The 13,694-nt window shown below is 70.9% G+C and carries 11 protein-coding genes; 5 read left to right on the forward strand and 6 right to left on the reverse strand.

Annotated elements, in window-relative coordinates; translation table 11 throughout:
* Window positions 1–102: 102 nt before the first annotated feature.
* Complete coding sequence (locus SRB5_RS21875; protein WP_323378271.1) at window positions 103–636, reverse strand: type III secretion system chaperone family protein; 534 nt, start codon at window positions 634–636, stop codon at window positions 103–105.
* 123 nt (window positions 637–759) lie between these two features.
* Between SRB5_RS21875 and SRB5_RS21880 the strand changes: the two genes are divergently transcribed.
* Window positions 760–1,257: a hypothetical protein gene (locus SRB5_RS21880; protein WP_153454664.1), complete on the forward strand. Its 498-nt coding sequence runs from the start codon at window positions 760–762 to the stop codon at window positions 1,255–1,257.
* A gap of 5 nt (window positions 1,258–1,262) precedes the next feature.
* Here the strand turns inward: SRB5_RS21880 and SRB5_RS21885 are convergent, their stop codons facing one another.
* A complete protein-coding gene (locus tag SRB5_RS21885) occupies window positions 1,263–1,487 on the reverse strand; it encodes a hypothetical protein (protein ID WP_153454666.1) in 225 nt (74 codons plus the stop codon).
* On the reverse strand, window positions 1,487–4,081 hold the full coding sequence (gene clpB / locus SRB5_RS21890; protein WP_323378272.1) for an ATP-dependent chaperone ClpB: 2,595 nt from the start codon (window positions 4,079–4,081) through the stop codon (window positions 1,487–1,489). The genes SRB5_RS21885 and clpB overlap by 1 nt, the downstream gene beginning before the upstream one ends.
* A gap of 267 nt (window positions 4,082–4,348) precedes the next feature.
* Between clpB and SRB5_RS21895 the strand changes: the two genes are divergently transcribed.
* The gene (locus SRB5_RS21895; protein WP_323378274.1) at window positions 4,349–4,756 is read left to right on the forward strand and encodes a pyridoxamine 5'-phosphate oxidase family protein; all 408 of its coding nucleotides are present in this window, start codon (window positions 4,349–4,351) and stop codon (window positions 4,754–4,756) included.
* Between the two features lie 936 nt (window positions 4,757–5,692).
* Complete coding sequence (locus SRB5_RS21900) at window positions 5,693–6,547, forward strand: helix-turn-helix transcriptional regulator (protein WP_228390294.1); 855 nt, start codon at window positions 5,693–5,695, stop codon at window positions 6,545–6,547.
* A gap of 3 nt (window positions 6,548–6,550) precedes the next feature.
* Here the strand turns inward: SRB5_RS21900 and SRB5_RS37545 are convergent, their stop codons facing one another.
* Window positions 6,551–7,510 carry a helix-turn-helix transcriptional regulator gene (locus SRB5_RS37545; protein ID WP_153454668.1) on the reverse strand — a complete coding sequence of 320 codons (960 nt, stop codon included), beginning with the start codon at window positions 7,508–7,510 and terminating at the stop codon, window positions 6,551–6,553.
* A gap of 227 nt (window positions 7,511–7,737) precedes the next feature.
* Between SRB5_RS37545 and SRB5_RS37550 the strand changes: the two genes are divergently transcribed.
* On the forward strand, window positions 7,738–8,667 hold the full coding sequence (locus SRB5_RS37550; RefSeq protein WP_194292989.1) for a LuxR C-terminal-related transcriptional regulator: 930 nt from the start codon (window positions 7,738–7,740) through the stop codon (window positions 8,665–8,667).
* Between the two features lie 95 nt (window positions 8,668–8,762).
* Window positions 8,763–12,023 (forward strand): NACHT domain-containing protein, encoded by a 3,261-nt coding sequence (locus SRB5_RS21915; RefSeq protein ID WP_194292990.1) that lies wholly within the window; start codon window positions 8,763–8,765, stop codon window positions 12,021–12,023.
* Window position 12,024: 1 nt separating this feature from the next.
* On the opposite strand, the gene SRB5_RS21920 is transcribed toward SRB5_RS21915, so the two are convergent.
* Window positions 12,025–12,492, reverse strand: a complete 468-nt coding sequence (locus SRB5_RS21920; RefSeq protein ID WP_153454672.1) for a heat shock protein transcriptional repressor HspR — start codon at window positions 12,490–12,492, stop codon at window positions 12,025–12,027.
* 3 nt (window positions 12,493–12,495) lie between these two features.
* Window positions 12,496–13,674 carry a molecular chaperone DnaJ gene (dnaJ, locus tag SRB5_RS21925; RefSeq protein ID WP_153454674.1) on the reverse strand — a complete coding sequence of 393 codons (1,179 nt, stop codon included), beginning with the start codon at window positions 13,672–13,674 and terminating at the stop codon, window positions 12,496–12,498.
* Window positions 13,675–13,694: the final 20 nt, after the last annotated feature.

Raw genomic sequence — 13,694 nt, forward strand, 5'->3', positions numbered from 1 at the left:
GGTGGGGCGGTTGATTGGTTGTCCCGTACACGGTCATGGGCAAGCAAAACCCGCCCTCACCGGGTGGGGCGGGTTTTCCGTTCGTACGGGGGACGCGCGGGCTCAGGCCTCGTCGCCGTCCTGCTTGTCGTCGTCCGAGCCGTCGACCTCCGAGGTCAGGCCCAGGGTCTCGACCAGCCAGCGGTCGAACTCCACCGACGCCTGGATCCAGCTCACGGTGGAGGTGACGAACTGCTGCGGGGCGACGCCCATGCCGATCAGCATCTGGGCCTCGCCGATGAGGCGGACGGAGCCGTCGTCGTGGGTGTGGGTGTAGACCTTCGGCCACAGGGTGCGGCGGTTCCAGTCGTCGATGGACTCGAGCAGCGCGGGCTTGTCGTCGAGGGAGTGCTCGCGGTCGTAGAAGGTGCGGACGGAGAAGACCTGCTGCTCGTCCTCACCGCGGAACATGAAGTACGTGCGGAACTTCTCCCACGGGGCGGCGAGGTCGCCCTCGTCGTCGAGGAGGTACTTCAGCTCCATCTGCTCGAGGATCTGCTTGACCAGGTCCTGGTCGGGAACGACCGGCCCCTGCGGGGCAACCGGCTGCTGGGGCTGGCCCCCGAAGTTCGGAATCGAGGACGGGTCGATACTCACCGTGAGTTTCCCTTCATAGCGTGCGGCCATCCTCCCCCATGGGGGGCGGGGGCTGGCAAGCGCCACCCGTGCGCTGGGAGCGGAACACGTTCGCGGGGAGTCACCGGGTGACATGATCGCGCCATGGCGCGGAGGGCGTGGATCCTGTGGGGTGTGTTTGCGGCGATCGTGGTGCTGCCCGTACTGCTGGTCACTGGTTGGCTGATCCGGACGGCGGTCGTCGTCATCGAGGAGATGGCGGACGGCGTTCCGTACGACTCCAGCTCCGCCGTCAGCTGCGCCGACGCCATGGAGTGGGCGAAGGCGAAGCTGCCGGCGGACACGCACGACGAGGACTGCCGTAAGGACGGCTTCATGGACCCGTATCAGTACGGCAGCTTCCGGATGGACCGGTCCGAGGTGGAACCGTGGCTGCGGAAGGAACTGCCCGAGCTGCGCCCCGAGGACATCTGCCCCATGCCCGCGGCCGACGAGGGGCAGCCGGCGGCCGACCGGTGCTGGGTCTTCGAGGACGACACCCTCGCGTTCTACCCGCAGGGTGGTCCGTACGGTATCGAGCTGGCCGTGGCGTACGAGGACGAGACCACCGCCCTCGTACGCTTCGCGGCCTACACCGCCTAGTCCGGCTACCGCCCGACACCCATGAACCGCTGGATCTCCAGCGCCACCGCCCGCTCCGCGGGATCCGCCGCCAGCCGCTCGGCGTCCGCCCGGGCCCGGGCGTACTGCTGATCCCGGTGCGCGGTCAGCAGCGCGTACCGCACCGCCGCCGTCCGCGTGCCGTGCTCCCGCACCAGGGCGTCGAGCGCCGTCTCCATGGCCGCGTCCGTACGGACCCGCAGCGTGCCCACTACGCCGCCCTCCCCACCAGCAGCCCATCCCCCGCGAGGTCCACCCGGACCGTGTCGCCGTCCCTGATCTCCCCCGCCAGGATCTCGCGGGCAAGCTGGTCGCCGATCGAGGTCTGGACCAGGCGGCGCAGGGGGCGGGCGCCGTAGGCGAGGTCGCCGGGGGCGCCGCCCAGGGTGGCCAGCCAGGTCAGGGCCTCGTCGGAGACCTGGAGGGTGAGGCGGCGGTCCGTGAGGCGGTGCTGGAGGTGGGCGATCTGGATCGCCGCGATGCGGCGGAGGTCGTCGTTGCCCAGGGCGTGGAAGACGACCTGGTCGTCGAGGCGGTTCAGGAACTCCGGGCGGAAGGAGGCGCGGACCGTCTCCAGGACCCGCTCCTTGCGCTGGGCGTCCGTGAGGGACGGGTCGACCAGGAACGTCGAGCCGAGGTTGGACGTCAGGATCAGGATCGTGTTGCGGAAGTCGACCGTACGGCCCTGGCCGTCCGTGAGCCGGCCGTCGTCGAGGACCTGGAGCAGGATGTCGAAGACCTCGTGGTGCGCCTTCTCCACCTCGTCCAGGAGGACGACCGTGTACGGGCGGCGGCGGACGGCCTCCGTGAGCTGGCCGCCCTCCTCGTAACCGACGTACCCGGGAGGCGCGCCGACGAGGCGGGCCACCGAGTGCTTCTCGCTGTACTCCGACATGTCGATACGGACCATCGCCCGCTCGTCGTCGAAGAGGAAGTCCGCCAGCGCCTTCGCCAGCTCCGTCTTGCCCACGCCCGTCGGGCCGAGGAAGAGGAACGACCCGGTGGGCCGGTTCGGATCGGCGACCCCGGCGCGCGAGCGGCGCACCGCGTCGGAGACGGCCCGTACCGCCTCGGTCTGGCCGATGAGCCGCTTGCCGAGCTCGTCCTCCATCCGCAGCAGCTTCTGGGTCTCGCCCTCCAGGAGGCGCCCGGCGGGAATGCCGGTCCAGGCGGCGACGACGTCCGCGATGTCGTCGGGGCCGACCTCCTCCTTGACCATGGTGTCCTTCTTGGCCTCGGCCTCCTCCTCGGAGGCGGCCGCCAGCTCCCGCTCCAGCGTCGGGATCTCCCCGTACAGCAGCTTGGACGCGGTGTCGAAGTCGCCGTCGCGCTGGGCGCGCTCGGCCAGACCCCGCAGGTCGTCGAGGCGTTCCTTCAGCTCGCCGACCCGGTTGAGGCCCTCCTTCTCCTTCTCCCAGCGGGCGGTCAGCCCCCGCAGCTCCTCCTCGCGGTCGGCGAGGTCGCGGCGGAGCTTGTCGAGGCGCTCGCGGGAGGCGGCGTCGGTCTCGTTCTTGAGCGCGAGCTCCTCCATGTGGAGGCGGTCGACGGCGCGCTGCAGCTCGTCGATCTCGGTCGGGGAGGAGTCGATCTCCATCCGCAGCCGGGAGGCGGCCTCGTCGACGAGGTCGATGGCCTTGTCGGGGAGGAAGCGGGAGGTGATGTACCGGTCGGAGAGCGTCGCCGCCGCGACCAGCGCGGAGTCGGCGATCTGGACCTTGTGGTGCGCCTCGTACCGGCCCTTGAGCCCGCGCAGGATGGCGACGGAGTCCTCGACGCTGGGCTCGGCGACCAGCACCTGCTGGAAGCGCCGCTCCAGGGCGGGGTCCTTCTCGATCCGCTCGCGGTACTCGTCCAGCGTGGTCGCGCCGACCATACGGAGCTCGCCGCGCGCCAGCATGGGCTTGAGCATGTTGCCGGCGTCCATGGAGGAGTCGCCGCCCGCGCCGGCACCGACGACGGTGTGCAGCTCGTCGATGAACGTGATGATCTGGCCGTCGGAGTCCTTGATCTCGGCCAGGACGGTCTTCAGCCGCTCCTCGAACTCGCCGCGGTACTTCGCGCCGGCGACCATCGCGCCGAGGTCGAGGGAGACGAGGCGCTTGTTCTTCAGGGACTCGGGGACGTCGCCCTTGACGATGCGCTGGGCGAGGCCCTCGACGACGGCGGTCTTGCCGACGCCGGGCTCGCCGATGAGGACGGGGTTGTTCTTCGTACGCCGGGACAGCACCTGCACGACGCGGCGGATCTCGGAGTCGCGGCCGATGACGGGGTCGAGGCGGCCCTCGCGGGCGGCGGCGGTGAAGTCCGTGCCGAACTTCTCCAGCGCCTTGTACGTGCCCTCCGGGTCCTCGGAGGTGACGCGGCGGCCGCCGCGGGACTCCTCGAAGGCGGTGAGCAGCTTCTTCGCCGTGGCGCCCTGCTGCTCCAGGAGGGTGCCGGTCTGGCCGCCCTTCGCGGCGATCGCGATGAGGAGGTGCTCGGTCGACACGTACTGGTCGCCGAGCTCCTTCGCGCGCTGCGCGGCGTCCGCGATCACGGCGAGGAGGTCGCGGGAGGCCTGCGGCGGGGAGACCGTGGAGCCCTGGACGGAGGGCAGGCCGGCGAGGACGCGCTCGGCGCCGGAGCGCAGGGCGGCCTGGTCGGCGTCGACGGCGCTCAGCAGGTCCTGGATGTTCTCGTTGTCGGCGCCCTCGAGCAGGGCGAGGAGCAGATGGGCCGGGGTGATGTCGGGGTGTCCGCCGGACACCGCGCGGGTGTTCGCCCCGCTGATCGCCTCTTTGCTCTTGTTGGTCAGCTCCGCGTCCACTGCGTGTGCTCCTCCTCGCGAGGCCCTGTTGGTGCGTAATACTGCCGTGTAATGCGTAGGTCAACCTGAACTAACTTGAGTCTATTCCACTCAACCCTGCGGAGACCAACCCGCAGGTACCGGCACCTTCCAGAGTCCGCCGTCGGACCGGGGTACGCCACCGGCACATGCCTCCCGGCAACCCCCTTCACCTCATGTGTCACACGTCACACCGCCATCGCGCGGTCCGTGCGGCGGTCATCCCGCGCACCTCGTACGCTGCCCTGCGTGACGATCGACGTACGCGCCCCCCACGCGGCATATCTGGCCTTCTGGCAGGAACGGCTGATGTGCACGCTGACCACGCAGCGCCTGGACGGCAGTCCGCATGTGGTGCCGGTGGGGGTCACGTACGACCCCGCGGCCGGGCTGGCGCGGGTCATCACGAACAAGGCGTCCCGCAAGGTGGCCAACATCCTGGCCGCGGGCGCCGGCGGGGCGCGGGTGGCGGTCTGCCAGGTGAAGGAGGGGAGCTGGGCGACGCTCGAGGGCGTGGCCCGGGTCACGTCGGATCCCGCGGCGGTGGCGGAGGCGGTACGCCGCTACGCCGACCGGTACGGCCGGCAGCCCTCGCCCAATCCGGACCGGGTGGCGGTGGAGATCACGCTCACCCGGGCCATGGGCCGGGCGGTCTGACCGGCGGGGGAATGCCTGCCCGGCACGATGCCGGTCGTTCCGGCGGGTGACCGCCGCCGGGAGGCGCGCGTCCGGAAAGGCAACGGCGGTGCCATCGCTGACTGCAGCAGCGATGGCACCGCCGGCGTAGCGCCCGGGGCGACGGTGTCCGGGGGGAATCGCCCGTCAGGCGCAGTGGGGGGTGGAGGTGGGGGTCGGAAGGCCGGCCTCGGCGGCTGCTCCCCCGACCGGAGGGGGCACCTCCTCGGAGAGGTTCACGAAGATCACACCGCACCGTATGACACACCGGGCCGCACGCCCGGAGCCTCTGTGGTGCGCTCTCACATCGCCGTCCTCGTCTCTGGTTATCGTGATCAGCCATCCGGAGATGGCCACAGTCATGGCGTCGCCGGGGTTGGGGATCGCGGTGTCCAGGTCGACCGAGTGCCATCCCGATCGATCAGTCATCGCCTCCACTCCCGTCGACACGATTGCCAAAAGGTCAGTCCCAGTGCGAGTCTGCAGGTACTACGTCCCAGTGCGAGTCCAGGGGTGCCACGTCCCAGTGGGAGTCGGCAACCACGGAATCCCAGTGGCTGTCGTCTCCACCCGAAACAGAAGCACCAGCCGCCGCAACTATCAGAGCTGCAACTGCGAAGGCGAGGCTGCACGCCGCTCGAATCATCCTCGACATCTCCGGACCCCTAGTTCATTCGAACACTGCCATCTCGTCCCCGGTTATGAAGATGACCCATGACAGGACACGTCCGCCACTCCGACAGGGCATCATGTTCTTGCAATTCATGAGGCTGAGGGGGTGCAGATCGGGTGATAGGTGAAGACAAGCCGCATTCTCATTCCCCGGCGGACCTTTGCGACGCGGGTCGCAGTGCGTACACGGCCGCCCTGCGAGCCGGCCGGCTGGCCCGGACGGCGGCCGAAGTCGCGCCCTGTCTGATGGACCTCGCGCTGCTCTACCCCGACCCGGCGGACAGCGACTGGCTGTTGCCGTTGCCCCCCTCGGCGGCGCTGTCCCAGCTCCTGATCCCCATCGAGCGGGAGATCCAGGACCGGCGGCGGCTGACGGTAACGCTCACGGACGTCTTCGAACCGTTCATGGCCATCACCGCCGAGGACGCCCCGACAACGCACGTGATCACCGTGTACGAGGGACTGGAGCGGATAAACGCGGCGCTGGACCGTGCCCTCGCCGGCGCCCGGGAGGAACTCCTGACCCTGCAGCCCGGCAGCGGCGGCAAGGCGAACTCCCTGGAGGCCGCGCTGAACCGGGACCGTCCGCTGCTGGACCGGGGCATCCGGATGCGGACGCTCTACCAGCACACCGCACGGCACGCGCAGACCACCCTGGCGTACATCGAACTCGTGGGCCAGGAACGGTTCGAGATACGGACGCTCGAGGAGATCATCGACCGGCTGATCATCATCGACCGCAGGGTGGCCTTCATCCCCGCCCGGGAGGACCGCCGCGTGGCCCTGGAGCTGCGTCATCCGGGCCTGGTCAACTATCTCGTGGGCGTCTTCGAGCAGTTCTGGCGTCTGGGCATCCCGTTCAAGGACGAGGTCAGTTACGGCCACACGCCCAAGCTGGCCGGCATCACGGGCGTCCAGCTCAGCATCGCCAAGCTGCTGGTCGAGGGCCATGTGGACGAGGCCATCGCACGAAGACTCGGGATGAACGTCCGCACCTGCCGCGCCCACATCGCCAAGCTCTCCGCCACCCTCGGCAGCAGCAGCCGGACACAGTTGGGCTATCTCATCGCGCGGTCCGGCCTCCTCGACGAACCCGCCTGAGCGTCACGCCCACTCGTCCACCAGTCCCGACCGTGCGATGAGATAGCCGAGCTGGGCACGGTTCCGACTGCTCAGTGCCGAAGCCAGTCGCGCCACATGACCGCGGACCGTACGAATGTTCAGGCCGAGACGCCGGGCTATCTCCTGATCGTCGTGCCCCTCGACCAGCATCCGCGCGATCACCCGCTGCATCGCGGAGACCCCGTTCCCACGGGACCCGTAGTCAACCGGCTCCCACAGCGGCGTACCGAGGCCCCACAGACTGTCGAAGCACCGGCGCAACGCCCGGACCAGGGGCCGGTGTCTGATCTCCAGTGCATCCGTCCGTTCGTCGTTCGCCGGAATGAACGCGACCTTCTCGTCGGCGACGATCATCCGCTCGCTAACCCCGGGCAGGGTGCGGACCTGCACCGGAAACTCCCGGATCCGCTCCTGGTAGGCCATGACCTCGGGGACGAATCGCGACGCGTGTACGTACAGCGTGCGAAGCCGGACACCGCGCTGCAGGAGCGGCACGTCACGGGCACCGGCAAGCTCCAGCCTGCCGGTCCGAGCGGCGGTCGGCTGCATCGTCAGCAGCTCGCCCTCGCACTCGGCCACCGCGTTGTCCAGCCGCTCGTTGATGCGCTCGACACCCGCCACCCGGAGCACGCTCCCGTCCCGGGTGGAGGCAGGACGCGCCGACATACTGCCCAGGCTCTCCGTCAGCTGGGTCATGTGTTCCTGGTACTCACGTCTGCGCCGGGCCAGCAGCAGCCCGACACCGAGACTGGGCGGCACCGGCCGCAGCAACCCGGGATCATCGGCGTCCGGCTGTACCAGGCCGGTCAACAGCAGGCACGGCACGCCCGCCGCCGCCTCCCTCGACAGCACCTCTTCCGAAAGGGCACGCTCGTAGAGGCGTTTACCCTCGGTACAGACGTCCGTGTGCGGATGCGCATGCTGGAGTTCTCGATCAGTCACGATCTCACCCCTCGTTACCCGACCGGAGCATGACACAACTGGCAGTAACGTGCCACTGGGCCTGCGCCTTTGCAGTCGGCGGGCCCCCCGGATAACTTCGGACAACCTGGGAGGCAGTGCTCGGCCGTCTTCCGGCCGACTGAGAGCCCACTGCTGCGACAGGCTGCTCACGCCGACAGGAGAGGGTCATGAGCACGGAAACTCCGCACCAGCCTCATCCACACCAGGTGGTATGCGAATTCGGCCGCGAGATCTACACGCAGGCTCTCACGCGTGGCGGCGTCCGGGCTGAGGTCGCGCACGTCGCTCCCTGCCTGCTCGAGTCCGGCCTACTCAAGTCCGACACCGACGAATCCGGCCTGTTCCGGCCGCTGCCCCCGAGCGCGGGTCTCGACCTGTTGATGAACCGGCACGAACGCGCGTACCTGCGCCAGGCCGCCGAACTCGTCGCCGACTTCCAGGGGATGGTCGAGCGTACCGACCGCACCCCCACCGGCCTGTCTGTCTTCACCGTGTCCGGCCTGGACCGGATCAACGAACGGCTGGACGCGCTGATGCTGGAGGCCACGGACGAGGTGCTCGTGATGCAGCCCGGAAGCCGCCCGAGGGAGGACGCCAACACGCTCGGCCGGACGCTGTCGATGCTCGAACGAGGCGTGGCGATGCGCACCCTGTACGTACACGCGGCGCGCTACGCCAACGAGGTCCTGGCCCATCAGCGGCGGCTGGCCCGGCACAACGTCCAGATCCGCACCGTCGACGAGGTCTTCGACACCATGCTCGTCGTCGACGCCGAAGTGGCCGTGCTGACCGCCGACAACGACTTCACCGTCCTGGAGATCCGGCACGCACCGGTCGTCTCCTTCCTCCGCCGCACCTTCGACGTGCTGTGGGAGCACGGCAAGTCCCTGGGCACTCCACTCGAACGGGTCGGCTCCATGGACGGTGTCTCCCCGGTGCAGATCCAGATCGCCCGGCTCATGGTCGCGGGCAACGACGACCAGGAGATCGCCGCACGGCTGGGGATCAGCATCCGCACCGTGCGTGGCCATATCGCCAAGCTGTCCGCCGCCCTGGGCAGCAACGGAAGGACGCAGCTGGGGTATCTGCTGGCCGGCTCCGGCCTCATGGACGAGGGCGACAAGGCCGGAGACTGACGCGGGTCGTCAAGTCGCCGAGTGCCGGGCGTGGTTGTCGGGGGCTGCCTTACGCTTGGCCCACGATCACCGCGCCGCGCCCCGGGGGAGGACGGATGGAGCCCGTTGAGCTGAGTGTGCGGCTTGCGTCCAAGGTCGTGGGGCCGCTTGTCGCGCGGCTGTTCGTCGCCGATGGGGTGGGGGCCGGGCTTGTCGAGCGGCCTGTGCGGCTGTCGGGGTACGTGAGCTTCCGGGGGCAGAAGCGGAGCCTCGGGGAGCAGGAGCTGACGCGGCTCGCCGGGGAGCTGGCCGAGCGGGGGGCGCCCGGGATGGAGGAGGGGGAGCGGAGCGCCGTCGCGGGGGCGCTCGCGCGGACCCTGTACGCCCTCGGGGATCTGACGCTCACCGACGTGGAGGCCGTGGGGCTCGGGCACCGGGAGTTCGCGCGGCGGCTGCGGGCGGCGGCGGGGGCGCCGGAGCGGGGGCTCAGTGGGGACGGGGAGCTGCTGTACGAGGGGCTGCTCGACGCCGCATGCCTGCACATCCTGCATTTCTTCAGCCAGCGGTCGGAGTTCGTCGCCCGGACGGTGATGGAGCAGTCGCGGACGCTGCACGAGCTGGTGGCCAGGACGGACGCACTCATCGCCCGGACGCCGCTGCCGGAGGTGCGGGACGCGGCGTTCGAGCGGGAGTGGCTGCGGCAGGTCGCGGTACGGCACGGGCGGCTGACGATCTACGGCATCGACCTGGCCCACTCCCCGGGGCGGTGGGCGCTGGACGCCGCGTACATGCGGCTGGAGGCGCTGGCGCCGGAGGGAGGCGCGGGAGGGGTCTTCGACGACCTCCGTACCTTCGGCGACCGCATCGAGGAAGGACTCCGTGCCATCGGCGGGCGCACTGCGGACGGCCTCGCCCCCACCACCCCCAACCCCCTCACCCTCCCCGCCGACCAGGCCCTCGCCCGCCACGACCGCGTCCTGCTGCGCGGCGTGGCGGGGTCGGGGAAGACGACCCTCGTGCAGTGGCTGGCGGTGTCCGCGACGCGGGCGGACGGCGACCCGCGCATGGCGTACCTCGACGGCCGCATCCCCTTCGTCCTCCCCCTGCGCACCCTCACCCGCCACGGCGAACGCCTCCCCGCCCCCGCCGACTTCCTCCGCGCCACCGGCTCCGCCCTGGCCGGCAGCCAGCCCCCCGGCTGGGAGCACCGCGTGCTGACGGCCGGCCGCGGGCTGCTGCTGGTCGACGGCATCGACGAGGTCCCGGAGGGGGAGCGGGCGCGGGCCCGCGAATGGCTCACGGAGCTCATCGACACGTACCCGGGCAACCGCTGGCTCGTCACCTCCCGCCCCTCCGCCGTACGCGAGGAGTGGCTGGGCGGCGAACGGTTCACGGAGTTCACCCTCGCCCCCATGGGCCCGGCGGAGGTCGCGACGTTCATTCGACGCTGGCACGAGGCGGCCCGTAGCGGCTCGGAGGATCCTGAGCTGGCCGCGTACGAGCGCCAGCTGCTCGACGCGGTGCGGGCCAAGCCGGATCTGGGGAGACTGGCCGTCAACCCGCTGATGTGCGGCCTGATCTGCGCCCTGAACCGGGACCGGCACGGGTATCTGCCGCGCGGGCGGAAAGAGCTGTACGCCGCCGCGCTGTCGATGCTGCTGATACGGCGGGACCGGGAGCGGGGCGTGGATTACGCCGAGCTGGGGGAGGAGGCGCAGATCCAGCTGCTGCAGCGGCTGGCGTACTGGCTGATCCTCAACGGGCGTACGGAGATGGACCGCTCACGGGCGGTGGGCATCCTGGCGGAGGCGCTGCCGTCGGTGCCGGAAGCGCGGTCGTTCGGGGACGCGGAGGCGGTGTTCGATCACTTCCTGCAGCGCAGCGGGCTGCTGAGCGAGCCTTCTCCGGACACGGTGGTGTTCGTCCACCGGACGTTCCAGGACTATCTGGGGGCCAAGCGGATCGTCGAGGCGGGGGACTTCGGGCTGCTGGTGCGGCAGGCGGCGGACGATCAGTGGGAGGACGTCGTACGGATGGCGGTCGCGCACGCGCGGCCCCGGGAGCGGGCGGAGATCCTGCGGGGGATGCTGGACGCGGCGCGGGGGCCGCAGGACCCCGACCTCCCGGACTTCCGCGCGGCGCGACTGCGGCTGACGCTGCTGGCGGCCGGCTGCCTGGAGCTGGCCGCCGAGCTGCCGCCGGAGATCGCCGCGGAGGTCCAGGAACGGGCGGAGGCGCTGATCCCGCCGCGCACCCGCGAGGAGGCGCAGGCGCTGGCACTGGCGGGGCCCGTACTGCTGGACCTGCTGCCCGGCCCGGAGGGGCTGGACGCGGCCACGGCGGAGGCCGTGGTCATCGCGGCGAGCCTGGTGGAGTCGGAGCGGGCGCTGCCGTACCTCGCACGTTTCGCCGAGCACCCGGATCTGGCGGTACGACGCCAGCTCGGCGGCACCTGGCGCCGCTTCGACACCGAGGTGTACGCGGAGGAGGTCATCGCCCGGCTGGACGCCGACGGGCTGTTCTTCACCGTCCACAACGACGCCGAGCTGCACGCCCTGCGCCGGATCGGCGGCCGTCCGCTGACGGAGACACGGGAGGCGGTGTCGCCGGAGGCACTGACCGCGTACACGGACGCCGTCCAGCTGACGCGGCTGCTCGTACGGGACAACATCCTCGTCACCGACACGGACTTCGTCCGCGGCCAGCACCGGCTGGAGCATCTGCGGATCACCGGCTGCCCCGGGCTGGTCGACCTCGAGGGGCTGCGCGGGCTGCCGGCGCTGCACACGCTGATCCTGGACGAGCTGTACGCCGGGATCGAGCTGTCACCGCTCGCCACGCTGCCCGAGCTCGGCATCCTGTCCCTGTCACCCCGCGACGGCTGGTCGCTCGACGACCTGCCCGCGCTGAGCCGGCTGGACCACCTGAACCTGCGCACCGCGCCCCGCCCGCTGGCCGGGCTCGCCCCGCTGGCCGCCTTCCCCGGGCTGAGCACCCTGTGGCTCGGCCTGCACACGAGCCCGGGCTCCGCGCAGGACTGGGCGCCCCTCGGCGCCCTGCCGGGTCTGCGCCGGCTCGAGATCTACGCGGAGGCCTTCGGCACCGTCCCGCAGGATCTCGCCCTGCCCGGCGTCGAGGAACTGACCGTCCGGGACGCGCCGCTGCCCGTGTTCGAGGTGCCGGACCGGCTCGCGTCGCTCTGCCCCGGACTGCGGGAGCTCACCGTGGACTGCTGGGCGGACGCGTTCGATCTCACCGCGCTGCGCGGCCTGCCGGACCTGAGACAGGTCACCGTCCCGCGCACCGAACGAGACCCGTACGTCGTCCACGACCTCGGCCCGCAGACGAGGCTCGTGTTCGTCGAGGAGGCCCGCTGAGTCAGCTCCCCCGCTTGGGCCGCGGCTTCCACACCACCAGCGCACTCGTCGCCTGCACCTGCTGATACGGCACCAGATCCCGCCGGTACGACGCATGCACCTGCGCCTCCCGCTGCTGCATCACATCGGCGACACCGTCCAGCGCCCCCTGCAGCTCGGCGACCCGCTGCTGCAGCGCCGCCACCTGGTTCTCCAGCTCGATGATCCGCTTGATCCCCGCGAGGTTGATCCCCTCGTCCTGCGACAGCTGCTGCACCTGCCGCAGCAGCTCGATGTCCCGCGCGGAGTACCGCCGCCCGCGCCCCGCGGTGCGATCGGGGGAGACCAGACCCAGCCTGTCGTACTGCCGCAGCGTCTGCGGATGCAGACCCGACAGCTGGGCCGCGATGGAGATGACGTAGACCGGGGTCTCGTCGTTGAGCTCGAATGGGTTGCGGCCCCCGCCGGAACCCCGTCCTGCCGTCGCCATCGGTCAGTCTCCCTTCGCGGCCTGGAACAGCGCGGCGCGCGGATCCTCGCCCTCGGTGGCCTTCTGGTAGGCCTCCAGGGTCTGCTGGGCCTTGTCGGCCAGCTCCGTGGGCACCGTCACCTCGACGGTCACCAGCAGATCGCCCCGCGTGCCGTCCTTGCGCACGGCGCCCTTGCCGCGGGCGCGCATGGTGCGCCCGTTGGGGGTGCCCGGCGGCAGCTTCAGCTTCACCGGGGGGCCGCCCAGCGTCGGTACGGAGATCTCGCCGCCCAGCGCCGCCTCCGGGAAGGTCACCGGGACCGTCACCGTGAGATTGTCGCCCTTGCGGCCGAACACCGGGTGCTTGTCGACGTTCACCACCACGTACAGGTCACCCGCCGGGCCGCCGCGCTCGCCGGGGCCGCCCTTGCCGCGCAGCCGGATCCGCTGGCCGTCGGCGACGCCGGCGGGGATGCGGACCTGCATGGTGCGCGACGACTTGGCGCGGCCGGAGCCCTTGCACACGTCGCAGGGGGTCTCGGCGATGAGGCCGCGGCCCTTGCAGTCGACGCACGGGTCGGTGAGCGAGAAGCCGCCCCCGCCGCCGCGCGACACCTGGCCGGTGCCCACGCAGGTGGGGCAGACGCGGGGGGTGCCGTTCTTGTCGCCCGTACCGGCGCACGCCTTGCACGCGGCGGACGACGACATGCGCAGCGGCACCGTGGCGCCCTCGACGGCCTCGTTGAACGACAGCGTGACCTCGGACTCGATGTCCTGGCCGCGCCGGGGCTGGGTACGGGTGCCCGTGCCGCCCCGGTTGAACAGGCCGCCGAACACGTCGCCCAGCCCGCCGCCGCCGAAGCCGCCCGCGCCCCCGCCCTGCTGCGTACCCCCGAAGAGGTCGCCGAGGTCGAAGTTGAACGAGCCGCCCTGGCCCCCCGCGCCACCGGGGCGGAAGCCCCCGTTGCCGAAGAGGGACCGCGCCTCGTCGTACTCCTTGCGCTTCTTGGCGTCGCCGAGGACGTCGTTCGCCTCGGAGATCTCCTTGAAGCGCTCCTCGGCCTTGGCGTCGCCCTTGTTGGCGTCGGGGTGATACTCCCGGGCCAGCTTGCGGTACGCCTTCTTGATCTCCGCCTCGGTCGCGTCCTTGGGGACGCCGAGGACCTTGTAGTAGTCCTTCTCGATGAAGTCCTTGGTGCTCATCCCCGGCGTCCCTCCTCTCG

The organism is Streptomyces smaragdinus, assembly GCF_009604385.1.
In the GTDB taxonomy this organism is placed as follows: domain Bacteria; phylum Actinomycetota; class Actinomycetes; order Streptomycetales; family Streptomycetaceae; genus Streptomyces; species Streptomyces smaragdinus.

Bases quoted from the DNA above. Each gene is read 5' to 3' on its own strand.
- SRB5_RS21915 (WP_194292990.1), top strand. From the start codon at position 8,763: ATGGAGCCCGTTGAGCTGAGTGTGCGGCTTGCGTCCAAGGTCGTGGGG.
- SRB5_RS21920 (WP_153454672.1), bottom strand. From the start codon at position 12,492: ATGGCGACGGCAGGACGGGGTTCCGGCGGGGGCCGCAACCCATTCGAG.
- SRB5_RS21880 (WP_153454664.1), top strand. From the start codon at position 760: ATGGCGCGGAGGGCGTGGATCCTGTGGGGTGTGTTTGCGGCGATCGTG.
- dnaJ (WP_153454674.1), bottom strand. From the start codon at position 13,674: ATGAGCACCAAGGACTTCATCGAGAAGGACTACTACAAGGTCCTCGGC.
- SRB5_RS21900 (WP_228390294.1), top strand. From the start codon at position 5,693: ATGGACCTCGCGCTGCTCTACCCCGACCCGGCGGACAGCGACTGGCTG.